Annotated in this window: 24 protein-coding genes; 14 read left to right on the top strand and 10 right to left on the bottom strand. The window is 41.5% G+C overall.

Annotated elements, in window-relative coordinates; all coding sequences use genetic code 11:
* Window positions 1–110: 110 nt before the first annotated feature.
* The gene (locus LEP1GSC058_RS04555) at window positions 111–2,120 is read right to left on the bottom strand and encodes a methyl-accepting chemotaxis protein (RefSeq protein WP_016548550.1); all 2,010 of its coding nucleotides are present in this window, start codon (window positions 2,118–2,120) and stop codon (window positions 111–113) included.
* Between the two features lie 187 nt (window positions 2,121–2,307).
* On the opposite strand from LEP1GSC058_RS04555, the gene LEP1GSC058_RS04550 reads away from it, so the two are divergent.
* The 8 genes from LEP1GSC058_RS04550 to LEP1GSC058_RS04515 all read left to right on the top strand — a co-directional run bounded on the left by LEP1GSC058_RS04550 (window position 2,308) and on the right by LEP1GSC058_RS04515 (window position 9,252).
* Window positions 2,308–2,673: an ArsR/SmtB family transcription factor gene (locus tag LEP1GSC058_RS04550; protein WP_232224612.1), complete on the top strand. Its 366-nt coding sequence runs from the start codon at window positions 2,308–2,310 to the stop codon at window positions 2,671–2,673.
* Window positions 2,670–3,110 (top strand): SRPBCC family protein, encoded by a 441-nt coding sequence (locus LEP1GSC058_RS04545; RefSeq protein WP_016548579.1) that lies wholly within the window; start codon window positions 2,670–2,672, stop codon window positions 3,108–3,110. The genes LEP1GSC058_RS04550 and LEP1GSC058_RS04545 overlap by 4 nt, the downstream gene beginning before the upstream one ends.
* A 450-nt stretch (window positions 3,111–3,560) precedes the next feature.
* Window positions 3,561–4,292 (top strand): ABC transporter ATP-binding protein, encoded by a 732-nt coding sequence (locus LEP1GSC058_RS04540; protein ID WP_016548482.1) that lies wholly within the window; start codon window positions 3,561–3,563, stop codon window positions 4,290–4,292.
* Complete coding sequence (locus tag LEP1GSC058_RS04535) at window positions 4,286–6,628, top strand: ABC transporter permease (RefSeq protein ID WP_039948024.1); 2,343 nt, start codon at window positions 4,286–4,288, stop codon at window positions 6,626–6,628. The genes LEP1GSC058_RS04540 and LEP1GSC058_RS04535 overlap by 7 nt, the downstream gene beginning before the upstream one ends.
* A gap of 3 nt (window positions 6,629–6,631) precedes the next feature.
* Window positions 6,632–7,504, top strand: coding sequence for an efflux RND transporter periplasmic adaptor subunit (locus LEP1GSC058_RS04530; protein ID WP_016548724.1), 873 nt, complete (start codon window positions 6,632–6,634; stop codon window positions 7,502–7,504).
* A 353-nt stretch (window positions 7,505–7,857) separates the two neighbouring features.
* Window positions 7,858–8,448 (top strand): TetR/AcrR family transcriptional regulator, encoded by a 591-nt coding sequence (locus LEP1GSC058_RS04525; RefSeq protein WP_016548725.1) that lies wholly within the window; start codon window positions 7,858–7,860, stop codon window positions 8,446–8,448.
* Between the two features lie 29 nt (window positions 8,449–8,477).
* On the top strand, window positions 8,478–8,735 hold the full coding sequence (locus LEP1GSC058_RS04520; RefSeq protein WP_016548605.1) for a zinc ribbon domain-containing protein: 258 nt from the start codon (window positions 8,478–8,480) through the stop codon (window positions 8,733–8,735).
* A 19-nt stretch (window positions 8,736–8,754) separates the two neighbouring features.
* Window positions 8,755–9,252 carry a DUF3237 domain-containing protein gene (locus LEP1GSC058_RS04515; protein ID WP_016548532.1) on the top strand — a complete coding sequence of 166 codons (498 nt, stop codon included), beginning with the start codon at window positions 8,755–8,757 and terminating at the stop codon, window positions 9,250–9,252.
* A 184-nt stretch (window positions 9,253–9,436) separates the two neighbouring features.
* Here LEP1GSC058_RS04515 and LEP1GSC058_RS04510 read toward each other — a convergent pair whose 3' ends face one another.
* The 3 genes from LEP1GSC058_RS04510 to LEP1GSC058_RS20270 form a co-directional block, all read right to left on the bottom strand.
* Entirely contained in the window at window positions 9,437–9,652 is a 216-nt protein-coding gene (locus LEP1GSC058_RS04510) for a (4Fe-4S)-binding protein (RefSeq protein ID WP_016548418.1), read from the bottom strand.
* Window positions 9,653–9,664: 12 nt separating this feature from the next.
* On the bottom strand, window positions 9,665–10,057 hold the full coding sequence (locus tag LEP1GSC058_RS04505; RefSeq protein ID WP_016548430.1) for an OsmC family protein: 393 nt from the start codon (window positions 10,055–10,057) through the stop codon (window positions 9,665–9,667).
* Between the two features lie 256 nt (window positions 10,058–10,313).
* Window positions 10,314–10,520 carry a hypothetical protein gene (locus tag LEP1GSC058_RS20270; RefSeq protein ID WP_039948023.1) on the bottom strand — a complete coding sequence of 69 codons (207 nt, stop codon included), beginning with the start codon at window positions 10,518–10,520 and terminating at the stop codon, window positions 10,314–10,316.
* A gap of 294 nt (window positions 10,521–10,814) precedes the next feature.
* Here LEP1GSC058_RS20270 and LEP1GSC058_RS04495 point away from each other — a divergent pair, with 294 nt between their 5' ends.
* The gene (locus tag LEP1GSC058_RS04495; protein ID WP_016548560.1) at window positions 10,815–11,714 is read left to right on the top strand and encodes a bifunctional helix-turn-helix transcriptional regulator/GNAT family N-acetyltransferase; all 900 of its coding nucleotides are present in this window, start codon (window positions 10,815–10,817) and stop codon (window positions 11,712–11,714) included.
* Window positions 11,715–11,743: 29 nt separating this feature from the next.
* Here LEP1GSC058_RS04495 and LEP1GSC058_RS04490 read toward each other — a convergent pair whose 3' ends face one another.
* Window positions 11,744–13,717, bottom strand: a complete 1,974-nt coding sequence (locus tag LEP1GSC058_RS04490) for a hypothetical protein (RefSeq protein WP_016548375.1) — start codon at window positions 13,715–13,717, stop codon at window positions 11,744–11,746.
* A gap of 215 nt (window positions 13,718–13,932) precedes the next feature.
* Between LEP1GSC058_RS04490 and LEP1GSC058_RS04485 the strand changes: the two genes are divergently transcribed.
* From LEP1GSC058_RS04485 to LEP1GSC058_RS04470, 4 genes are all read left to right on the top strand, one after another.
* Window positions 13,933–14,502, top strand: coding sequence for a Crp/Fnr family transcriptional regulator (locus tag LEP1GSC058_RS04485; protein ID WP_016548577.1), 570 nt, complete (start codon window positions 13,933–13,935; stop codon window positions 14,500–14,502).
* A gap of 188 nt (window positions 14,503–14,690) precedes the next feature.
* Window positions 14,691–15,368, top strand: a complete 678-nt coding sequence (locus LEP1GSC058_RS04480) for a hypothetical protein (protein WP_016548632.1) — start codon at window positions 14,691–14,693, stop codon at window positions 15,366–15,368.
* A 1-nt stretch (window position 15,369) separates the two neighbouring features.
* Window positions 15,370–15,903 carry a hypothetical protein gene (locus LEP1GSC058_RS04475; protein ID WP_016548326.1) on the top strand — a complete coding sequence of 178 codons (534 nt, stop codon included), beginning with the start codon at window positions 15,370–15,372 and terminating at the stop codon, window positions 15,901–15,903.
* Complete coding sequence (locus tag LEP1GSC058_RS04470; RefSeq protein ID WP_016548393.1) at window positions 15,878–16,879, top strand: alpha/beta hydrolase family esterase; 1,002 nt, start codon at window positions 15,878–15,880, stop codon at window positions 16,877–16,879. Before LEP1GSC058_RS04475 ends, LEP1GSC058_RS04470 begins: the two co-directional genes overlap by 26 nt.
* 81 nt (window positions 16,880–16,960) lie before the next feature.
* Here the strand turns inward: LEP1GSC058_RS04470 and LEP1GSC058_RS04465 are convergent, their stop codons facing one another.
* On the bottom strand, window positions 16,961–18,142 hold the full coding sequence (locus tag LEP1GSC058_RS04465; protein ID WP_016548685.1) for an alpha/beta fold hydrolase: 1,182 nt from the start codon (window positions 18,140–18,142) through the stop codon (window positions 16,961–16,963).
* 274 nt (window positions 18,143–18,416) lie between these two features.
* Between LEP1GSC058_RS04465 and LEP1GSC058_RS04455 the strand changes: the two genes are divergently transcribed.
* Complete coding sequence (locus tag LEP1GSC058_RS04455) at window positions 18,417–19,199, top strand: enoyl-CoA hydratase/isomerase family protein (protein ID WP_016548368.1); 783 nt, start codon at window positions 18,417–18,419, stop codon at window positions 19,197–19,199.
* Between the two features lie 102 nt (window positions 19,200–19,301).
* Here LEP1GSC058_RS04455 and LEP1GSC058_RS04450 read toward each other — a convergent pair whose 3' ends face one another.
* The 4 genes from LEP1GSC058_RS04450 to LEP1GSC058_RS04435 all read right to left on the bottom strand — a co-directional run bounded on the left by LEP1GSC058_RS04450 (window position 19,302) and on the right by LEP1GSC058_RS04435 (window position 22,807).
* Window positions 19,302–20,030, bottom strand: a complete 729-nt coding sequence (locus LEP1GSC058_RS04450) for a FecR family protein (protein WP_039948022.1) — start codon at window positions 20,028–20,030, stop codon at window positions 19,302–19,304.
* A gap of 281 nt (window positions 20,031–20,311) precedes the next feature.
* A complete protein-coding gene (locus LEP1GSC058_RS04445) occupies window positions 20,312–21,217 on the bottom strand; it encodes an ATP cone domain-containing protein (protein WP_016548462.1) in 906 nt (301 codons plus the stop codon).
* An 84-nt stretch (window positions 21,218–21,301) separates the two neighbouring features.
* Window positions 21,302–21,757 (bottom strand): hypothetical protein, encoded by a 456-nt coding sequence (locus tag LEP1GSC058_RS04440; RefSeq protein WP_039948021.1) that lies wholly within the window; start codon window positions 21,755–21,757, stop codon window positions 21,302–21,304.
* Between the two features lie 45 nt (window positions 21,758–21,802).
* The gene (locus LEP1GSC058_RS04435; RefSeq protein ID WP_016548319.1) at window positions 21,803–22,807 is read right to left on the bottom strand and encodes an alpha/beta fold hydrolase; all 1,005 of its coding nucleotides are present in this window, start codon (window positions 22,805–22,807) and stop codon (window positions 21,803–21,805) included.
* Window positions 22,808–22,886 lie beyond the last annotated feature (79 nt).

Genomic DNA, 22,886 nt, shown 5'->3' with positions numbered 1-22,886 from the left:
AAATCAAGATTTGTTCGCACTCTTCGAAAACGAACTATCCTTATATTTCGACTCATACCAGGAAGATATCCATCGTTTTCCAAGATTTTAAGGATATTAAGAGAATACGTTTAATTATAAATCTTAAATTGATCCGTGATTTTTTTCAACGTTTCCGCATTTGAAGAAAGACTCATGGATGTCGCAGAAACTTCCTCCGAACTGGAAGCGGTGACTAAAGCCTCCTCATTCCAGCGAAATATGACTTCGGTAATCTCGCGCACCGCCCTTTTCTGTTCCTGAATCGAAAGTTTTACCGCCTCGGCCTCGGCCCCGATTTTATCCGATTGTCGATCTACCTCCACATTCAGCGATTCTTGTGCGGAAGTAATATCATAAAGATGTTGCATATCATCTGCCATCGCATCTACATCGGTGATTATATTGTGAATCGTATTCACTGATGACCTCACGCCGCTAACCCCGTTCGTTAATTCGGATTTATTTTTTCCTAACATTACCGAGATGGATTTTATCGAAGAGGCCGTTTTTTCGGAAAGTTTCGAAATTTCGTCGGCAACTACGGCAAATCCTTTTCCAGCGCCACCGGCCCTAGCCGCTTCGATGGCAGCATTTAAAGACAATAGTTGAGTTTGATCGGAGATTTCGTTGATTATACTGATGATTTCCGACATTTGTTCGGACGATTTAAGAATATTACTTAAAGAGAAATCCATCAACGACAAGGACTCTTCTCCTTTTTTTGCCTCGGTAGAAATCGCGTTAGCTCTTTGTAAAGAATTCTGAATTTCCAAACCGATTTTCCTGACACCTTTGGATAAGTCCTTTATTTTGGAATGAAAATTATGGATATTCTCGAATTGGTTTTTTACTTTGTCAGCGATATTTTCCATTCCGGCGCTCATCTCTTCCGTCGTCGCGGACATCTGCTCGGAGGAGGCGGCCGTAGACTGCGCAACAGTAGCAAAAGATTGAGAAGAAGCGCTCAATTGATTCGCGGATGTTGCCAAATCGATCGCAATATGCTGAACATTCTTCAATGAACCGGACATCGTTTTTATGAATGAATTCATATCCAGACTCATATTTCCGATCTCATCCTTATAATGCGCGTCAATTTGTTCAGTCAGATCTCCATCGGACATTTTTTTCAGAACTCTACTTACGGAATCCAAAGGACTTAATCTCTTGTTTAGCAGACGATAAAGAAATATTCCGGAGGCCGAGGCGATCATCACTGAAACCGACAAGATGCCCAGAATGAGTTCGTTTAACGAATCCGAGATTTCCCCGAACGGCTGAATTGCGATTACGTTCAATTTCCATTGATCCAAGTGTTTGACCGTGGCGAAACGATCCTGACCGTTGAAGTAAAATTGCATTATTTCGCCGTCTTTCAAAGACGCTAGTTTTTCTCCGAATCCCACCTTTGAAATATCCAATTTCAAAATTAAGTCCTTAACTTTATGCGCGATGACCCGGCCTTCTTGCTCAACAATGGAAACGTAACCTTCCTTTCCTAATTGAGCGTTTGCAACAAGCTGTTCCGAAATGCTTCCTAACGAAAGTGCAATACAAAGGACGCCGATAAGAACCCCGTTCCGGCGAACTGGAGTCGATAATACCACAACGGTATCTCCGGTAATGGGGGACTTTTTAGCTCGACTTATCGAAATTTTTTGATTTTGTACCGAATTGAAAAAATTCCGAAGGTCTTCCCTTTGTTCCGGTATTTTACCGTATCCTAAAGTCTTTCCATCCAGCGCGTCCGCGACTACAACAGAATCGGCTCCTGAACCGTATATAAATATGTTCTCATATACTTTATAACGACCGAAAATTTCCTTAAAATAAGGATTCGCGAACGGCTTACCGCTCTGAATCGACTGAATAATACGTTCGTCTTGCGCGAGCGTCTCCGCCATGTTCGCGTGGGATCTTAGAAAATTATCAAAGTCGGCTGCGACAATCTTCACTACCGTCCTCATTTGGTCCTGATAATGTTCCTTAATTTTCTTGCTGCCTAAATAATAAGCGGTTCCGCCGATTAAGGAAGTCAGTACGGCGATTATCCCGATACTCCAACCGATTAAAATGAATTTGAGACCAGTCTTTACCATACTCGACCCTCGAATTGGACCTTCGACTTAAGACGGATGACGACTTAGTCCGAACGATCACTCTTATACTTGAGACTTCTCATGGCTTCGAATTCGTTATTAACATATGTAAATAAATTTCGAAAGCGAATCGCACGGCCCGTAAAGACGAAGCTTCAAAGCATTCGAAACTTAACTTTTCATGAAGATGAAAAATGTTGACGAAAGAGGAAGAACCCATATATGTAACCAAACGGCTACATATATGCGACGGGACGTATTTCAAGCAATTGCCGACCCTACAAGACGGGAGATCATTCGTCTTCTCTCCGGAAAGCGGTTAACTTTAAACGGGATTGCCGCTAACTTCGAAATTAGTAGGCCTTCCATTTCAAAGCATATTAAAATCCTGCAGGAATGCGGACTTATATCGATCAAGCAAAACGGCCGCGAGCGGTATTGTGAAGGCAAGTTAAAGAAACTGAAAGAAGTTTTCGACTGGGTCGAGTTTTACCGTGGATTTTGGGACAAAAAGCTACTTTCTTTAAAAGATTATTTGGAGAACGAAGAGTGAATAAGGAATCCGTAATCAAAGAAATAACGGTAAAGGCGTCGGCTTCTCGAGCATGGAAAGCGATAACTAATAACGAGGAAATGAAAAAATGGTATTTCGATCTGCCGGAATTTAAGCCGGAAATTGGATTTGAATTTCAGTTCACTGCCGGGGCCGATACGAAGAAGTACGTTCATTTGTGCAAGGTTACCGAGGTCGTCGAAGGTCGTAAGATCACTTATAGCTGGCGTTACGAGGGCCACCCGGGAGAATCCTACGTGACCTTTGAGCTATTCCCTGAAGGTGAATCGACTCGGATTCGTTTGACACATTCCGGTTTAGAAACATTCCCGGCGGATAATCCGGATTTTAAACGGGATAATTTTGTTGCTGGATGGACTCAGATAATCGGGCTGCAGTTACGGGAATTCTTAGACTTGGCCGTTGGCAAAGGATAATATAGAGATAGCCTTTGGCCCAATCGTCGCAGATTGACTGATCCAGGCATTTAAGTAGCGTGGCATAAGCCGGAGTTCCGTTTATTAATGCATCTAGGATTTTGAAGTCGAAGTTACTTTCCTTTTTAATTTGCCATTCGGATATTCATCCAGTCAAAAATGATCGGGATTAATCGACGGTTATAGGACGAGAAAAAATCGGAATCATTAAAAGCGTCAAAAAAGCCGCATACGTAAAAAAAGAACCGTTTGCCTCTTCGCAAGTGCGCTCTTCGCCCAAATATGGTAGCCGCTCCCCTCGTGTGACTTTAGCTCAAGCAAGAATTAATATAGAATCGCATTCGACCTTCCGATTCCCGAAGTAAATTCTTTCCGAGGCTATCATTTATCAGCATTTGTTTTCGAATAAATAACTTTTCTCTTTCAAGCTTTACCGAAGAATCGTTCAAAATGAAGAAGCTCCCGACAAAATCCGCGGAAGACGTCGTATTCAGAACCGAGGGTTTGGAAAAAATTTATGATATGGGAGAAATTAAAGTTCAAGCTCTCACTGATATAAATTTAAAATTCTTAAAATCGGAGTTCGTTGTCCTTTTGGGACCGAGTGGAAGCGGTAAATCTAGTCTGCTGAATATCCTTGGCGGATTGGACAGTCCGACTTCCGGAGAAGCGTATTTTAATAACCGACCGTTGCGTACCGATAGAGACGAAGATCTCACCGAATTCCGAAGAAAGTATGTAGGATTCGTATTTCAATTTTATAATCTTATTCCCAGCTTAACTGCCGAAGAGAATGTTCAGTTAGTCATCGATATTTCTTCCAATCCCATGACGGCAATGGAGGCGTTAGAGCTGGTCGGCCTTACCGATCGAAAAGACCATTTCCCCGCTCAGCTTTCCGGAGGAGAACAACAGAGAGTCGCGATCGCTCGAGCAATCGTAAAAAAACCCGAAATTCTACTCTGCGACGAGCCGACGGGAGCGCTGGATTTTACGACGGGAAAAATCGTTTTGGATGCCATATCCAAGATCAATCGAGAATTAGGAACGACGACGATTATTATTACTCATAATATTGGAATTGCGGCCATCGCAGACCGCGTCGTGGAGATGAGGGACGGAAGAATCGTTTCGGACAAATTAAATAAAAGGAAGCTTTCCACAGCTAGCCTGCATTGGTGAAAACGTTAGATAAGAAAGTATTTCGGGAATTTTTAGGTTTAAAATCGCAAGCAATTACGATCACACTCGTTGTCGCATCCGGCATTGCCGTATTTCTGGCCTCTCTCAGCTCGTATGATTCTCTGCTAAATGCTCGCGATCGTTTTTACGCAGACTATTCGTTTGCGCAAGGATTCGCATCGTTTAACAAAGCTCCGAATTCCGTTCTTTCAGAAATTTCGAAAGTTCCCGGCATTTCCAGCGTGGAAGCTAGAATCGTAAAAGATGTCGTCTTAGACTTCGAAACGGAATCGGTTCCGAGCGGGGGAAGAGTTATCAGTTTAACGGAAGGACTCAGTACGTTAGCTCTCACTCATGGAACGCTCCCTAGGAACAAAGACGAAGTCGTCATCAGCGATGCTTTCGCGACGGCAAATCTTTTAAAGCTAAATTCTAAAATAGTGGCCATCTTAGAAGGACAAAGAAAAATCCTAGTCGTCACCGGAATCGCCCTTTCGCCTGAATTCGTCTACGTATTTCGTCCTTCCAATTTTCTCCCGGATGATAAGCATTACGGAATCCTGTGGATGCAAAGAGAAAATGCGGAAGATATCTTTAATATGCACGGAGCCGTTAACGATATCGTCTTCAACTTCACTCCGGACTCGGATAAGAATTTCGTATTAAACGAAGTAGATCGACTGCTCGAGCCTTACGGAGGATTAGGTTCTTACGATAGGGACAAACTTCCATCGCACTCGTTTCTGCGGGATAAGTTTAAGCAGTTAAAAACCACCGCTTTCTCCCTACCCTTGATTTTCCTGGGAGTCGCTGCGTTCCTGCTTCATATCGTTTCCACAAGAATCATTTCTAAACAACGAGAACAGATTGCCACCCTAAAGGCGATCGGGTACGATAATCTTACGATCGGTTTGCATTATCTAAAAATCATATCCATAATCAGTTTGTTAGGTTCACTCGTAGGAATCGTTACCGGAATTTTCTTAGGAACAAAAATGGTGGCCCTTTACGGAGAATTCTTTAAATTTCCTAGATTGCAATTTTTGCTAAATCCCAGTTTGATCTTTCAAGGAATTCTGATCGGTTTCGCCGCCGGGGGCTTAGGTTCGGTAATGTCAGTACGAAATGCGATTACTCTGCAACCTGCGCAAGCGATGAGGCCACCGATTCCGGAAACGTTTTCCAGGAACTTTTTAGAAAAGTATTTGATAAATTTCCAAGCCATATATCGCATTGTGCTTCGAAATTTGACAAGAAGACCCGGTAGAACGTTTCTATCTATTCTAGGCGTGTCCTGTTCCGTGATGATTATGATCCTTGGTTTATTTACCGGTGATACGATGGATTATATTTTAAAGATTCAATTCGAATATTTGCAAAGAGACTCGGTCACTTTGAATTTTTTAAACGCAGTTTCGTCTCATTCTATGATGGAATTATCGGGCAAAGACGGAGTCTTGCTCGCGGAGGGTTTTAGAGCCGTTCCCATCAGAATTAAATTCGAAAACTTGAATAAGGAGCTCCTTCTTATGGGGCTTCCCGAAAAATCAGAATTAAGAAAATTAATGAACGAGAATGGAACATTCGTTTCCCCTCCCGGGAACGGCGTTCTTCTAAACGCCGGCGTCGCTAAAAAATTAGGAATCAACAAGGGAGATCGTCTGCAGCTCGAGATTTTAGAAGGTCAACGCGGGACAACCGAAGTGGAAGTGTCAGGACTAATAGACGAAATACTAGGCCAAGGCGCTTATATGGAAAAAACCGCCGTAAATCGTTTACTCCACGAAGGCGATCAGATAAACATGTTAGCTCTTCGAACGGATTCCGCCAAAGAAGAAGATTTATTAAACGAACTAAAAAGCTATCCGAAAATCTCCGGGGTGTCCACCAGAGAAAGATCATTAAAAATATTTTATGAAACCATATCTAAAAGCGTCGTAGCGACATCCGTCATTATAATTCTTTTCGCCTGCGTAATTTCAGTCGGAGTCGTTTATAATACCGCGTTAATCGTCCTATCCGAGAGGGCTTTCGAATTAGGCAGTCTTCGAATCTTAGGATTTACCAAAGAGGAAGTATTCATGATCCTATCGGGAGAACTCGCGATTGAAATTCTTCTTTCAATACCGCTGGGTTGCCTATTCGGATACGGCTTCGGCTATACCTTGCTTAATACCATTCAGACTGAGGGATTTAAAATTCCACTATATATTTCCCGTGGAACGTACGTCATCGCGATCTTAACGGTGCTTATGACGTCCTCGATCAGCTTTTGGATTCTCTATTCGAAAGTGAAATCGATGGACTTAATTTCCGTCTTAAAAATTAGAGAATAATTCATGAATATAACTGAAACAGCCTTATCAATCTATCATAATAAAAAAATCAGGATCGCTCTTGGAGTTATTTTACTGCTCGTTATAGTATGGTCTTTTTTGAGACCGAAGGCGATCGTTTCGGAGAAAGCTTCAGTTATCCGGGGCAACTACGAACAAATCGTGGAAGAAGAAGGAACGACTCGAGTAAAGGAAAAATTCAGTCTCTATTCTCCCGTAACTGGAATTCTTCAAAGAGTCGATAAACATGTAGGCGATACCGTCGCAAAAGGGGAAACTGTCGCGATCGTTAAATGGGATTACGACAGAAAAGTTCAATCGCCGATTTCGGGAACGATTTTAGCCATCCAAAGGGAAAGCGAAGGCCCCATCACAATGGGCGCTCCTATTTTAGATATCGGTAATACGAAGAATTTAGAAATTTCATGCGAACTTTTAACGCAAGACAGTGTGCATGTGCATCCCGGAGATCCGGTCCAAATAAACGGATGGGGAGGAGATTCGATTCCGGGAAAGGTAAGACTAATCGAGCCTTCGGCATTCACTAAGATTTCTTCATTAGGCGTAGAAGAACAAAGAGTCCGAACAATTATAGACTTCACTGCCCCTCCGGAAATGGGGGATTCGTTTCAAATCAAAGCTAAAATTATTTCTTTCCGAAAGGAAAACGTACTGATCCTTCCTAGCGCAGCTCTCTTTAGAGACGGCGAAGATTGGACTGTCTTTCAAGTCTTTAAAGGAAAGGCTAAAAAAGTGCATGTCAAAATAGCCGCACGGAGCGGAAAATCGTCCCTTTTACTGAGCGGTTTAAAGGAAGGAGATGAAGTTATTCTATATCCGAATGAAGAGATTCGTGAAGGAGTGACTGTCGAGTGAAGACTGAGGCCAAAATTTTGCGTAAAGAACCGACCGGTTTAGCTGGAGATGTTAATCTCGGGATCACCCGCGACAGCAAGCTCCGCGAGGACATCCGTTTTTCATCCTCCAATAAGTAGTCCATCCCAAAATCTCACTTATAGAGAACGGAAACCGCTCAGTCATCCTTCCTTTTTCTAAGCAAGAAATTTCAAAATGCCGAATTGGCAGCCAAAGCTTTACACATTTATGTGGCTCGCATCTCTCTCTCCCATAAATGACGACCTTTCCGACCCTTTGCACATTCAATTTCTGATCGGCGAGAAATTTATTAGTTGACTGAGTAAATACTCAGTGAGTAAATACTCATCGAAATGATTCCTCTGAGCCGACACGAACAAAAGGAAAAAACCAGGCATAACCTGATCGAAACCTCCCGGAAGCTATTCGCTAAGGAAGGGATTTCGGCCACTACTACGGCAAACATCGCGAAGACACTGCGGATTTCGCACGGTACCGTTTTTCTTCATTTTCCGGTCCGCGAAGATTTAATCTTCGCGGTAATCGACGATTTTGGCCGCGCGCTTTCGGGAGAACTCAAAGCCAACTTAGAGAAAGAATTTGGAATCAAAGGAATACTAACGGCGCATATCAAAGTGTTAACCGAATTCGAAGACTTTTATTACCGCTTACTCACCGAAATGCACTCTTTACCGGAAATGGTAAAGGGAACGATTTTTATGTTAAATGCGGCTGTTTCAAATAAATTGTATATTGCGGCTGAGCCGCTTATGCGATGCGGAGAGATTAAAAAAATGGAGCGGCCGCTCTTATTCAATACCTGGATGTCGCTACTTCATTATTATATCGTAAATCGGGAGCATCTAGGTAGGAAGCCCCCCATCCTAAAAGAGAAAGGCAGCTATCTACTCAAACATTTTCTAGAATTAATTTATATAAAGTAGACTCGTTTACGCGAGTACGGAGAAAAACGATGAGTGAGAAATGTAAATCATGTGCATCCTGCGGGATGCCTCTTGAAAATAAGGAAGACTTTGCCTTAGGGGATCCGTCACAGATCTATTGCAGATACTGTACGGATCAAACCGGCAAACTTCTTCCCTTCCGAGTAATTCTTGCAATGAATGCAAAGCAATTCGAGGAAACGCAAGGAATCACGGAGGAAGCTTCAATCAGAATGGCTAGAGATATTCTCAAGAACCAACCGGCCTGGAAGGGATTGGGCGTTTAGAAGGCGAAGGAGTAATGGTATGCAGGAAGAACAAATTTTAGAATCTGCTCGAGATACGAACATTGAAACGGATTATCTCATGTCGATGCATGTGCCCGGAGCCGGCGCTCCACACTTAATCGATTCAAGTCTCCGAATTCATAGATCGAGCTCGGACGGTCGGGTTCACGGCCCGAAAATTTCCGGGACAATCGTTCAGCCAACGGCTGATTGGCTACGTATTTGTCCGGACGGAACGATGCGTGTCGACGCTCGGGTAACCATAGTAACGAACGATGAGGCCGCTATATTCGTGTCTTATAATGGAATCATCCGAATATCACGGGGAAATTTTGAACGAATGTCGCAGGGAGAAACGTTAACCCCCAAGGATATGTATTTCGTTATCGCGCCGACGTTCCAAACGGCTCATGAAAATTACCTCTGGCTAAATCAGATACAAGCCGTCGGAAAAGTTTCGGCCATTAAAGGAGGCAAAGGAGGATACGTTGCATACGATCTATATGCGATACGATGAATGCGAAAGTTTGCGAATCGGCTTCCGAACGTCTCGCAAGGAATGGATTCTTCGAAGCCGAAAGCTGTTCTCTCCATAGCGAACAAATTCACACGAAACGTTTGATTTCTACAGAATCGAATAAACGAATCAACTATCATCGAAAAGAAATTGAATCGCTTCGATAATACCGATTCAAAAAGTTTCAGGTATGTTCAATGCTAAGCGCTCCGGACGGACATTTCTGCACTTGTGCGACGATATCCGTGGAAAGAGTTCCCTCGAGTGTAATCCAGGGGGATTTCCTTGGATCAAAGACGTCCGGCAACCCGCGAAAACAAATTCCTGAATGAACGCAAATCCCGGGTTTCCAGACCACGGTAATTTCCCCGTTATTATATTTTTTTGTAATGTCTTTCATCAAGATTTTCCCTCAAGCAAGTTTTGTATCAATCTGAATCGGAGATGTTAGCACCTTATGTATTGGACAAGCGTTTGCCGCATGTAATAGCCTTTCCCGCTCTTTTTCGCTCAAATTACCTTGCACAGTAACGATACGTTCAATTTCAGTATGATCCTTCCCTTTAGTCAGGTTCAGTTCGACTGAAACATTCTGAAGATCCATTTTCTTTATCTCTGCATACATTCGTAAGGTGATACTCGTACAGGCACCTAAGGCAAGAAGCAGATATTCGTGTGGAGAAGGACCCAGCCCCTGGCCTCCGTTTTCTTTGGATTCATCCGCGATCAACTCATGTAGGTAAGTCTTAAGAATCGTTTTATAATTTTCCGGAGTGCTAGTTATCTTTACTTCGACATCGCTCATAAAAACAACGATGTTGATAGAAAGAACCGCAAAAGCAAATCATTTTTGCAGCATAAAACGAATCGAATCCGAAACGAAGAATTCTTCCCTTTTCTTTGACCAGACCCGAATGACTACTGCAGAAAAAATCTAGTACACTTCCGATAGAGTCTCCGAAAAGAATCCACTTATGGACGAATCAGAAAATTCTGACGCTCTTGCCGGTCCAGATATACGGAGTTCTACATCTATCTATTCAAAAATATTATTTATAATTTTAGAATGCATTGTAAAGATTAAGTATAATATCATTTTCAAAGTAGGATTCGTCTAAACCGGGCGAACCGCCTGCTGTTTGGCTAACCAATCCAGGAGCTCGCGAATCCTTCCGATGGCGAGGCGATAACTCGGATCCGCAGCCCCATAATAAAATGAAGCCTATCTCCGTTTGTGCCGATCCTAATTCCGCAAAGAAAGACAACATTGTCCATATGTCGATAGATCCTATTATAACAATGAAGTGACTGGCAGATTTTTCAGGGTGAACCGGCGGTTTTTTAGAAACAGGGCACCTTATTTACTTTTGCCGAACTGTGGAAATTCCAATCGATGTCAGGGAAAATGATCGGCATTAAATATACTCCAACTGACGAATCGACCGTTTTTCAAAGAGAATCATTCGCGTTCTATCCACTTATATCGCGGATTTTATTTTCTTTTTAGTTGCTTTTAGCAACTATATTTGATAGAATAATTTTTCGTTAGTGGTAGCAGTCGTATGGAACAATATATCGATATAATCCGAGATTTTAATCGATATTATACGAACGCTTTAGGGTTACTGAATACTCGCTTTCTCGATAGCAAGTATTCTTTAACTGAAGCGCGCTTAATATTCGAAATCGGTCAGGAAAGCCAATGCACAGCCAGTCAATTAGCCAATTTACTCGATATTGACAAAGGGTATCTAAGCAGAACGCTGAAAAAGTTCGAGCAAAACGGCCTAATCACAAGAACGAAAAATAAATTAGATTCAAGAATTCTAAACTTACATCTAACAAAAAGAGGAAAGCAGGCTTTGTCTCAGTTAAACAAAGCTTCCAGGCGGGAAATCTCTGATATGATTGCATATTGTTCGGATACGGATAGGAGTAATCTTGTGTCCTCGATGGATACGATCAGGAAAATTCTCTCGCAAACCGAAATGGCGGTCTCCATAAGAGAAAAAAATATCGGCGATTTAGGTTATATCATTTATCGACACGCGATTCTCTATGCGAACGAATTCGATTTTAATGAGTCTTTCGAAGAATATGTGATTCAGGGAATATCAGACTACTTAAAAAACCGATCCTCCTTGGATAAAATCTGGATTGCGGAATGCAATCATCAACTCGTAGGCGCCGTCGCTTTGCTACAGGTCGGCAGAGAGAAGGGCCAGATTCGATGGCTTTATACGGAACCTAAGTATAGAAACCTTGGCATCGGAAAGAATCTACTTTCTAAAGCTATTGAATACGGTCAAAATCATTACTCTCAAATATCGCTATGGACGTTGAATCACCTTCACGCCGCACGCAATCTTTATAAGCGATTTCATTTCGTATGTACGGAATCGAAACGGAATGATAATTGGAATACCGGATTGATCGAAGAAAAATGGGAACTGTATTTATGAAAAATCAAATCGCTCGTGCAAGATCCTCTCTATCGCACTATGCTAATCGGAATAAATCGAGCCAGGATCTCTCTCGCTGTCCTATTTAATCTCGGTTTTCCCGAACCTTCGAATAGAATCCAGTAAGCATAATCGATACTAAACATATCCTTTATATTATGCCTTACTTTTATCCATTGCTGATCGATCCTTTTTTTCGCATCAATTGTCAGATTAGGGTTTTTCCGAAAATTCTCCAGATAATCATAATATTCGGAAGTTAGCGTGGACGGAATTGGCTCTTTCCACTTTCTTCCGCGAAACGATCTTTCAGTTTCCCAACGAAATTCACCCATAGCCTTCGTGATCGCCAAAGTAACGTTTTCATTTAAAATCGTCGGGAAAAAAAGCCTACTATTCGTCAAATTTCCGTTCGAAGCATCCTGCCAAAAAACGCCTCTATTACCCGAGAACGGCAAAAGAATACAATCGGCGAAAAATTCCTTACGAATCAAATCCTGCTGATTCGTATTTCCGGCAGAATTCGACCTAACTTCCCTATAAAATAAACCTGGATCGACTTTTAAGACCAAGTCGGCGTTAAATAAAAGTTTCTTCGGAAAAAGAAGATTGGAATTCGTATCTCCGTAAAACTGGTCTTCCGATAAAATTGGATAGGCTTGACTCGGATTTAAGGATATTCCAAGTAAGCCCGCGTGTAAGGTGTTCTCTAATTCCCAATCGAGAAGATGTAATAAGTATTCCTTATCTTGTAAATTCTTAACCTCCGGCTCTTTATTCCAAAGCAAACCGGATTTTTGAACCTGATCGTAGGATTGACCCATTTGGTTTCTGGAAGGAGTCTTCTTTCCGGCAAGGATAAGATTTAACCAGTCGGGTAGAAGGTGGAGAGCGAGCTTAATTTCCGGGGCTACCGGATCTTTGATGGACGATTTTAGCTCGTGAATAGAAACTTCCAGCTCTTGAATTCTTTTTCCGGAAAGAATTGTTTCATCCAAGAAAAAGAAATACAAAAAAAGTATGACCGGCTTCGGGACGTCCGAAATGTCTGATCGGAATTTCAGGAAACAAGCTTTGTATAAACGAATTAATACTTTATAATCTTCCGGATTATGCCGATTCCGAACGTAACCCGGATGATCTTTATATCCTTTCACTAAATTCTTAATTTGCTCGCAAACACTCGGGGGTAAGCTTGAATAGGCTAATATTTGTGAAAGGCTGCCTCTGTATTCTTCGGGAAAAACATCCGGACTTTTCGGACTCAGTGAATCTCCTTTAGGAGTTTCCACCCATTCTTTCGTTTTTTTCTCGTCCAGTTCGGGCAAGCTCTTGATTTGAAGAACTATATTCGAATCCTGCTGGGAAATCAATACTGCATCCGATCGAAACCATTTTTTATCCGCATTCCGAAAATATATTTTAACCTTTTCATATCTTGTCAGAGCAAACGGATGTGTTCCTTGCTTTGTGTAAACCTTTGCCTTAATCTGTTTTCCGATTGAATTCTCATCTATCTCATGAACTTCCAATATCGTCGGAAAACTTTCTTCCGAATCGGACGCTAAAAGGGCCTGAAAATTATTCTTCGGCAAAGGACTTGAAGTCTGAATCAAATGATCCAACGATTGCACAAGTAAAACGTCCTTCCAGGTCGGAAGGTTACTATGATTAGCAAGAAACGGCAGAAATTCCGGAAGAAAATATTTTTGATACCAGGCCGGATCCTCGGCAAGCTGCTTTAATTCCGCAAACGAAATCCGATCTAAAAAATCATGAAAAAGGTTCACTTCCTTATTATTGAATTCGTGCAAATGTAACTTCGCTAAAATTTTCTGCTGGAATGATTTTTCGTTTTGGTTCCTTCGATTAATCGATTTTTGGACGAAGTAGATCGCGGTAATCAGGAAAACCAAGAAAATTAGCCCGTTGATTACCGGAGTCCACGAAAATTCTGGCCATATTAGAATGGGAGAACCGGATTCCTGACTTAGAAGAAACATATAAAAACGATCGATGATTATTCTGAATTCGTCAAGTAGGATTACCCTTGCGATTCCAAACCGACAATTTACGGCGCAAATAAACTTATAACCTGCGATCGATAGACAAGAAAGCACTAATTAAGCTTGAGATTTGCAATTAATTCGATATAGATGATTTCGGAAATACTTTTGCTTTGATTTTGTCGTTAAAAGACCGGCAGGCATCGATTAATATGTTAGAAAAGATAAAATCGGATTTTCCCTTCTTTGCAGATCATTGGGATAAATATGAACATATGTTCAAAGAAAAAAGCATTCCTGCAAAAAAGTTACTCCTGCGTCAAGGAGAAGTGGCGCAATATATTTACTTCCTTGATCAAGGTTGCCTCCGCTCAGGATTTAACGATAACGATAAGGAAATCACGTTTCAATTTTTCTTCGAATGTCAGGCAGTAACCTCAATGGAAAGCATTAGATCCTCTTCGCCGAGTCCTTTTTTCCTGGAAAGCATCGAACCTTCCCGACTAATCGCTTTGCATCGAGACGACGCATGGACGCTATATAGTAAGCACGAAGAATTCAAAGATTATTTAATTGATTTTCTTTTTTCAAGGGTCAATAACTATATAAGATTATTTCTATCTCGAATAAAGGACACGCCGGAAGAAAGATATCTGGATCTAGTAAGAAATTATCCGGAAATTATCAAACGAATACCTCAACATCATATAGCTTCCTATTTAGGAATTACTCCAGTCTCTTTAAGCAGAATACGTAATCGAGTTTGGTCGGAACATCGTTAAGGAGGAGGAAATTCGGCAATTTCCATCGTTTCCAGTAGAATCGACTAGCATACTAACGAGAAGAATTCCCTTATACTTTCGATTCTAACCTTGTCCTATCCGATTTTTTAACATCAGTGGAATTTCGCTTATTATTTACTTGCCTCAGAAATGGAAGCTACACTTTACTTCCGTAGGGGGAAGTATTCTTGAGATCAAAAATACCGCCGGCTAAAACCTATCTCTACGATGTGGAGGGTGTATTTCGCAAGATTCAAAAAATTCTTCTTCCATTCAGATTAGTTCTTTTCCCGCTAATACTGATCAATTGCTCGACATTCTTTATCGGTGATTTGCCGAAATCTCGTCCGGAATTCGCCAAGGGAAGAAAGGACATCTCATATGAATTCATAGGATGGGAAAACAAGGATCGAACCGAGCTTGCGTCGGTGATTTTACGAACATTTCATGGGAGCGGCGCTTTCAGAAATATCTCTTCCTACGTTAATTCCAGAAGTGAAGTCAAAATTCAAATTATATCCGCCGAATCTCCTAGGTTTTCGATTTTGTTGGGCGAACAAAAGCAGCCGGTATCCTGGGCCGTAGATAAAAAACCCGGTCGCTTTTCGTTATTCCTGCTGAACAGGATCCTATCATACCAAACGTATTTAATTTTTCCTATCTTTTACGAGAATCAAGATTACATAATATACAAAATCTGGAAAAATAACGCTAAGATCGGCGAGTTTTCCTACTCATTTAAAACACTCGGCATCCTCGGATGGCTATCGTTCGGTTTAGCCTGGATGGACGACGAGGAAAAAATGGACGCAATCATCGAAAACATTACGCTCAAATTCCTTAAGGACTCGGAGGGTCTTTATTAACGTGAAATTTATTCTCTGTATCGCCTTATTTGCTTCAAACTCTTGCGTCGGCTTTCGATCTAACCCGGAAGTAGAAAAGAATCCGATCGAAGGAACTATGGTTCGAAGCGCGAAGCTGGAGTTTACCGGTTTTACGCATTATGATTCCGAAAAAGAACTTCTATTAAACGAAATGATCGAATCAGGAATCCGATCGGATGATTTGTCGGAAAATACGATCGAAATTATACTGGAAGAAAAACCTCCTATCTATAAATCCGCCGGACTTCACTTCAATAATTTAATATTCAGCGTTCTCACATTAAGCTTAATCCCTTATCACACGAACGCTAACCATCGAATCTCCTACAGGATCTATTCGAACCAATCCCTTATTTCGGAGTCGGAGTACCGACTCGAACTCAGCCAGTATCGAGGTTTATTGATGATATTCCTGAGTCCTTTTTTTTGGCCATCCGTAGCATTCCACGGAAGTATAAGAGAATCTTGGAGAATGGAGAAACTTCAAAATGGTTTGCATTCTAAGAAAGATTAGTAACCTAAAACACCAAGCTGATTCGGGTACAAGAGTTCATCCGAAAAAAAAGATCGTTGCGATGACAGCCATTCTATTTTTCCTTTCGATTTCGAATTGCGTTCGAAAACAAAACGGAATACATTCGAGAGACATTGTTACTTCTCATTCGATACGCATTCAGGAAAGGGAAAGATCGTTTCTTATTTTCAACCCGTTCACACTGAACGATGGAGCTCCCAAAAAACCGCTAGTCATTGCGTTGCATGGCAGACTCGGATCCGGAAAGCAGATCATGTCCGAATCCAAACTAAATTCTATCGCAGTAAGAGAAACGTTTATTGCCGTCTACCCTGACGGTTACAAACGATCTTGGGCGGATGGCAGAGGAAGGACTCCCGCCGATAAGGAGCAAATCGACGATGTTTTATTCATCGAATCTTTATTGAGTTATATGATACAAAACTACAATATAGATCCGACAAAAGTATTTATTTTCGGCCATTCCAACGGTGGATTCATGACACAAAGATTATTGTCCGAAAAAGGATCTCTCTTTAAGGCAGGCGTAAGCGTTTCCTCTCAATTATCTATCTCTGTTTTAAAAAAACATCATCCATCTTTGCCCATTTCGGTGGCGATCATGACCGGTACAGACGATCCGATCGTTCCTTTCTTCGGAGGCTTCGTTTTGGATGGCGGGGAGATCATAGGCGCCGAAGAATCGATAACGCGCTGGGCCGATTGGAATCGATGCTCTCCTGCTCCTCTAATAACCAATCTCGATAATAAAGACGACGAAACATCGTTAGAAATTCGCTCATATGAAAACTGCGCCGGGAAAACTAAAGCCCGCCTTTATAAAATCATCGGAGCCGGTCATCAGTGGCCGGGAAACGAGAGACGGAGCTTGTTCGGAATTAACCTCGGAAAGCCTACCCAGGAAGTGAATGCTTCTGAAGAAATCTGGAAATTCTTCCGGGAAACATATCAATAAATCTTAAACAATTTATCAATTATCATTAAGGACCTCCGATAAGTTTCGAATCGAAATCTTTCATTTCGAACCGGTATTCGATTATTTCGTATACGTATTAAGTTTTACAAGTTTCATCTGCTCGGCAAAATCGGCAATCGCTTCGAAATGCGGCGCATGTGCACAACATTCGAATGAATGGAAAGTTTTCTTAGGCGCCTCAAGTCCGTTTACGTATTTCACAAGAATCTCTTCCGGATTATAATAATCGTATTTTCCGGTAAAAAAATAAACCGGCACTCGAATCGAAGGCGCTTCCTTAAACAGGTTCATCTGAAAAAAATATGGACGAATTCTCGAAGAAGACCTCCATATTCCCGGAAGATAGGTTATCATATCAAAAATCGAATATTCCGGAGAATCCTCCATTAGACCTCGTAGAAATCGATCCTCGTCATAGCGCTGAGTATCGTGAAATAGTCCGACTCCGAACTGATTCAACCAAAACCTTCGGTTTTTTAAATATTCCTCTTGCGTTAAATCTTTTACCTTACCGGATATTTCAGGATTTTTGCTTCCGTTCTCGAGAACAAACTTATAGGAAATCGCAACGCTCTGCTCTCCGTTCACGACAGGTCCGATTCCGATATACGCGAATAAATCCTCAGGATAACGATTCGCGATTATCGCACCCAGATAACCTCCCCACGAGTGTCCCATTAGGTAAATTTTAGGAACATTAAACTTTCGTTTCAGAAATAAGATGACTTCGTGAGTATCCGAGAGATACGTTTCGGGTGTAACATCGGACATGAATAAGGAATAAGACTTACCGGCTCCACGTTGATCCCAATTTACGACTATAAATTGCTTTTCCAGTTCGGTATAAAAATAACGAGCAAATCCGATCGATCCAGCGCCGGGCCCTCCGTGCAGGACCAAAAGAACAGGATTATTGCGACTTTTACCCTGAGAAAACAGCCATTGATCAACGCCTCCGATTCGGACTTTCTCTAGCTCGGAAATTTCGAGGGTACCTGGTTTAGAATCTGACCCGGTATGACGAGTACCCGGTAAACAATCCGATACGATTATTAAAAGTCCGACGAGGCAAATCGAACGAACAATCGCAACGGGATAAAAAGGCAGCCTTGAATTTTTCATTTCATACTTGAACGAAGGATTAAATCCGATAGTCCAGTTAAATAAAGTAACGATGACGGATTTTATTTTCTCCACCGTGCAATATTTACAAAAATAATTTAGGATCGAAGTTATTCGCATAACAGTCTTTGATCTCCGAACGGTTGGAATCGAGCTTCACCTTCAAACCGAGACTTACTTATCTTTAAAGAATTTGTACGTTCCCCGGGCTGCGAAAGCATTGTATATCTGACAGAAAAGACGGCGAGAAAGGTCGTTCGATTCCGATTAACTATAAATTTATTCGGATAAAATTCGTTCATCTCCCGAATAAATTCCAAAATCCAGGATATTTCGGTATCTATCGGAAAATTTTGAGTAGATAACTCCGATCCAGCCGAATAATTTTTGTCCTATGAATTATTTGCGTGAAAAGATCGAACTTAAAAATGGTCGTGCCGAATTTATTAAAATCCAGACGAACGAGCAAAATTCTCTAACTAGATCGAATTTAATCGAACTGGAGAAAATTCTTCAGGAGATCCAGGCCGATGATAGTATTCGCGCCGCAGTCCTGACATCGGATAACGAAAAATTTTTTTCCAACGGCGTGGATGCCGAGAATATCCTTAATACTCCGAAGGAGAGGCTTTCGGAAGAAATGGGACAAATTGTAATTTCCTTCGGCCACTTGCTGCGATTCGACAAACCTCTGATTGCAGAAGTAACCGGCTACGCGATGGGTGGAGGAGCCGTCATGACGTTAGCTTGCGATTTTAGATACATGCTGGAAGGCAAAGGACGAATCGCCTTTACCGAAATACTAGTAGGGTTACCGTTACCGTTAACTTTTATAGAACGACTTCGAGAAACAGTCGACCCTCGTTGTTTAAACGAAATGTGCCTTTTGGGAAAGCTCTATAAAGCGCCGGAAGCAAAAGAAATTAATCTAATCAACGAAATTGCAACTACTCGTATCGACCTGAGAAAAATCGTTATAAAAAAATTGGAAGAGGTTCTAAGTATCGCCCCCAGCGCGTATAGGAGAACTAAACAGGCCATGAACAAAGCCGTTATAAGTCGCTTCGAGGAGAATCTAGAATTTACTAGGAAAAGCCTGGAGGATCCGATAGTCGTTTCCAACTTACTTGAAGCGATGACGGCGCTTAAAGAGAAGAGACGACCTAAATTAATATAGCGGCGAGGTTTCTAAATATCGAATGCATGCGACTCAAAGCCGATGAAAACGGTCTCTGAGTCGCATAGCAAATGCCGAAATTTGAAACCTCCCATTTTCGAGTCAATTCGACGCTAGCTTTTTCTTAACGAGTTCGATCATTTTCTGCACATCTTCGGGACTCATCGTACTCTGATGACCCACCGGTGAGTTTTCTAACTCGCTATGGTTGTGACCATAGGGCATATTTAATTTCTGCAACTCTTCCGGAGTTATATAAATCGTTTTAGCTCCTTTCGTCACGGACAGATAGTCCCCATCATTGATTTTCTTCGAATGACTTTGTTTATTTTCCGATTCTACCTTCCCTTCGCAATGACAAATAAACGTCATATCTTCGTGGATACCGGTATAAAATTTAGTTCCTCTAACACCTGCGGTTACCGTAGGCGTTTGTAAAGTCACGCCTTCTCCCTTCAAAAGCTTATCCGTCGAAATCCAGGAACTTCCCTTCTCCTGAAAGAAAACTTTTTCGCTATCTATATCATTAAAGTTGAATCGGGAATTCGACTGAATTTCCAGCACGGAGGAATTCTCTCCGAAGACGATCATCACGACCGATTTATCCCCGGTAGTCAAGATATCTCCTGCTTTAATTTCCTGGGTGACGACCGGTTTTATAGTCTGTCCTCCTCTCTGTATAGTAACACTTCCGGAAAGAAAATTAATCACACCTTTTGTTCCTCCGATTTTGCTTTTTCCGCAAGCGCTTGCGAGGAACGACATGCATAATAAAATTGTAATAGCTAATATTTTCTTCATATGACTCCAATCTAATCGAAATTTATCCATTTTGTTCGAAGGCAAAAATTAATCTGAACTTATTAAAAAGCAAACTAATAATTTCACTATAGCAATAATCTATTTTCATTCGCTTCTCCTTGCGAAAATCCGACAAAATGACGCATGGCAAAAGGTTAATTCCACCTCATCAAATTTGAAAAGCAATTATTTTGCTTGGCAAACTACCCGTTCGATAAGCGCGGAGAGGCTATCGGTTTAAGGGATTCAGTAGAGCGTCATCCGCAATAACCGCATTTATTATTTCGAGCAACTTTAAATATCCAAACGATTTATCGGCGCCGCCTCTGAAGTTCTCCCCTCCGCACCTTGTTCCTTCCCGATGGAATTCTCTTCGAAGACAGAGCTTCCGCCTCGGCGAGAACCATGGACTCTCTTTGCTTCGAAATTCCGATTTGCTTTAATGCTTCGGGATTGGCGTATAAATTTTTACAAAGGATTATTTTAAGATCGAGTAAGGCGCTTTTTTCACGGCGTGACAAGGTAGAAAGGCAGGTAACAGGATATAAACCCATAGAATCGATCAAAACTTTTAAACTTTCGTGCTCGGGAAAATCCCAGCTTATTAAGTGCATACCCGAACAGAGGCCGAATTTTATCGCATCGGTAGTAAACCGCGTATTAGTAACGATCCAACCTTGATGAAATTTTTCTCTCTGCTCCGGCAATTTTTCCCATTCTTTCTCCAAGTCCAGGAATCTGGCGTAAATATATAATGAAATCTTTACATCGGAAACGATTCCCGGTAAATTATGATATTTGCATTCGATCATGAACTGTCGATTTTCTTTCTTAGCTATGACGTCGATCTCATGGTTTACGCAATAGCCTTTTACCACTTGACCGACGGTCGTCGTATAACCTTGGTGGGAGAGTATTTCCGAAACAAAGCCTTCGAATGGATATCCCGAGGGACCCAGTTCCATAATTCCGTTTTTTAAATGATATCTGGACGCGAAAACGGGGGATTCTTCCTTTAATTTTGCATAAGCCAGTTTATAGATATCCTTAGTCGGCAATTCGTTCGGATTCATTGATCTTACTTCCCGAACAATCCGTTCGATTACACGATTCGGCGCTCCGATTTTGTGCAAAGATGTTCTAAGTTTCTCCTCGGAAAAATCCGAAATCTCTCCGCTCGATTTAACTACGGAATATTTCCTATTTCGTTTTGACATAGTTTAATGAATGGAATTATCTCTTTCTTTTCTCTCAGTTAGAAATTCGACTCATCGACAGTAATCAAAATTCTGAATATACTATCAAAAAAGATCGAAGCCTTTAGTCGCAAGCATGTAAAGGGACCAGAGGAAGATTATTGTCATTAAAATTAATTCGCGCCAAGCTTTACCAGGATTCGCCTGAATCGAGTACGACATTAATTTAAGGGCAGTGAGCGGCGGTTTCGGCGATTTCTCCGGCGGAAGAGGATCTGAGAATCGATGGAAAAAAACTTGAATGATTGTCATACCCACCAAAAGACCCGTGGTGAAACTCAGATATTCCACACCCGAAGCGAATAGCAAGATCATGAAAACAATCATCAGAAGCAATATGACCGTATCGAAGATGCGGATTATTCTTCCGCCGCCCTTTTCATACACGAGCTCTAATCCTTTCATTTTTGCATCCCCTTTCCGGAAGAAGAATTCATAAAATTTAAGTAAGGAGTAGAGTATATAAATCGTAAGCAAGATTTTCAGGATTTTCTGTTCCATTTTTCCATTATACAAAAAAGGTTCTGTTTTTGTTGAGTATTTTGCTTATTTTTTCAGGAAATCTCGAATCTTACGGATGCTCTCATCGGGTTTAAGCGTGATCATATTATGGCCCGTTCCCGGTATCAGGAGATGAGTCGTCGCGGGAGGAAAAAGAGATTCATGATTCTCCCTTTGATAATTGAATCCGATAAAACTGCATTCACTGCTAAGTAGCAGAATTTTACCTTTAAACGATTTTATCCCCTCAGCCAGGTTATAATTGAATTTTTTGGGATCATCCATCAAGGGAAATATCGTTTTGCTGAACGCTAAGTATCCCGCTCTCACAAACGCCCCCTCCGGAAGAGATTCTCCTTCGCATTGATAAGGTTGCCCTTTACCCATTCCCATCATTTTTGTAAGAATGTAATCTTTCATCTCATGGCCGTCTTTTGATTTAACGAAAATAGATTTAGAAAATATTAATGCAATTTCCGCCATCTTGGAAAGACCGAGGTTAGTTTGGACTTGTTTCACTTTCGTCAGAAACTCGACGGCAGTCTTTTGGTTCAACATGCCGGGTTCCATTATTACTGCTTCATCAATTTCATTCGGAAATCTTGATATATAGGCGGTGGCGAGCATTCCCCCCCATGAATGCCCGATCAAAATCGCCTTTTTACCGTTGGAATGGATTCGAATCATGCCACCCAAATCTTCGAGAAACGATTCGATGGCAAAACTCATATGATCGTTTCTTGCCGATCTACCGCTTCCTCTTTGGTCGTAGAAGAGAACATGATATTCGTCGGATAATCGTTTTAATTCCTTCAAATACTGAAAATCGCTTCCGGGACCGCCGTGCAGTACGATAATCAAGGGATTCTTCGGATTACCGTATTTTTCCGTGTAAAAGGGATAACCGTTTATACTTGTCCTCGGTAAATTCGGATCGGTCCCTGTCGTTTCCGGAATGCGAAACAAACCGATCGTGGACAATAATACGAACAGCAGCGCCAGGCAGGATAGTATGACCGAAAATTTCTTTAGGACGGACCATTCTTTCATAGATCACCTTTATCCGATTTTTTTCAGTTTAGTTTCACTTTTCAATTTAATATTATACTGCAAACAATCATTATTTAGA

The sequence above is a fragment of the Leptospira fainei serovar Hurstbridge str. BUT 6 genome (assembly GCF_000306235.2).
In the GTDB taxonomy this organism is placed as follows: domain Bacteria; phylum Spirochaetota; class Leptospiria; order Leptospirales; family Leptospiraceae; genus Leptospira_B; species Leptospira_B fainei.
This window is presented reverse-complemented; position numbering and strand designations above follow the sequence as displayed.

What these genes read in the sequence shown, in the direction of transcription:
- LEP1GSC058_RS04555 (WP_016548550.1), bottom strand. Translation starts at nt 2,120, where the DNA reads ATGGTAAAGACTGGTCTCAAATTCATTTTAATCGGTTGGAGTATCGGG.
- LEP1GSC058_RS04550 (WP_232224612.1), top strand. Translation starts at nt 2,308, where the DNA reads ATGAAAAATGTTGACGAAAGAGGAAGAACCCATATATGTAACCAAACG.
- LEP1GSC058_RS04540 (WP_016548482.1), top strand. Translation starts at nt 3,561, where the DNA reads ATGAAGAAGCTCCCGACAAAATCCGCGGAAGACGTCGTATTCAGAACC.
- LEP1GSC058_RS04530 (WP_016548724.1), top strand. Translation starts at nt 6,632, where the DNA reads ATGAATATAACTGAAACAGCCTTATCAATCTATCATAATAAAAAAATC.
- LEP1GSC058_RS04525 (WP_016548725.1), top strand. Translation starts at nt 7,858, where the DNA reads ATGATTCCTCTGAGCCGACACGAACAAAAGGAAAAAACCAGGCATAAC.
- LEP1GSC058_RS04520 (WP_016548605.1), top strand. Translation starts at nt 8,478, where the DNA reads ATGAGTGAGAAATGTAAATCATGTGCATCCTGCGGGATGCCTCTTGAA.
- LEP1GSC058_RS04515 (WP_016548532.1), top strand. Translation starts at nt 8,755, where the DNA reads ATGCAGGAAGAACAAATTTTAGAATCTGCTCGAGATACGAACATTGAA.
- LEP1GSC058_RS04510 (WP_016548418.1), bottom strand. Translation starts at nt 9,652, where the DNA reads ATGAAAGACATTACAAAAAAATATAATAACGGGGAAATTACCGTGGTC.
- LEP1GSC058_RS04505 (WP_016548430.1), bottom strand. Translation starts at nt 10,057, where the DNA reads ATGAGCGATGTCGAAGTAAAGATAACTAGCACTCCGGAAAATTATAAA.
- LEP1GSC058_RS20270 (WP_039948023.1), bottom strand. Translation starts at nt 10,520, where the DNA reads ATGTTGTCTTTCTTTGCGGAATTAGGATCGGCACAAACGGAGATAGGC.
- LEP1GSC058_RS04495 (WP_016548560.1), top strand. Translation starts at nt 10,815, where the DNA reads ATGGAACAATATATCGATATAATCCGAGATTTTAATCGATATTATACG.
- LEP1GSC058_RS04490 (WP_016548375.1), bottom strand. Translation starts at nt 13,717, where the DNA reads ATGTTTCTTCTAAGTCAGGAATCCGGTTCTCCCATTCTAATATGGCCA.
- LEP1GSC058_RS04485 (WP_016548577.1), top strand. Translation starts at nt 13,933, where the DNA reads ATGTTAGAAAAGATAAAATCGGATTTTCCCTTCTTTGCAGATCATTGG.
- LEP1GSC058_RS04470 (WP_016548393.1), top strand. Translation starts at nt 15,878, where the DNA reads ATGGTTTGCATTCTAAGAAAGATTAGTAACCTAAAACACCAAGCTGAT.
- LEP1GSC058_RS04465 (WP_016548685.1), bottom strand. Translation starts at nt 18,142, where the DNA reads ATGCGAATAACTTCGATCCTAAATTATTTTTGTAAATATTGCACGGTG.
- LEP1GSC058_RS04455 (WP_016548368.1), top strand. Translation starts at nt 18,417, where the DNA reads ATGAATTATTTGCGTGAAAAGATCGAACTTAAAAATGGTCGTGCCGAA.
- LEP1GSC058_RS04450 (WP_039948022.1), bottom strand. Translation starts at nt 20,030, where the DNA reads ATGGATAAATTTCGATTAGATTGGAGTCATATGAAGAAAATATTAGCT.
- LEP1GSC058_RS04445 (WP_016548462.1), bottom strand. Translation starts at nt 21,217, where the DNA reads ATGTCAAAACGAAATAGGAAATATTCCGTAGTTAAATCGAGCGGAGAG.
- LEP1GSC058_RS04440 (WP_039948021.1), bottom strand. Translation starts at nt 21,757, where the DNA reads ATGGAACAGAAAATCCTGAAAATCTTGCTTACGATTTATATACTCTAC.
- LEP1GSC058_RS04435 (WP_016548319.1), bottom strand. Translation starts at nt 22,807, where the DNA reads ATGAAAGAATGGTCCGTCCTAAAGAAATTTTCGGTCATACTATCCTGC.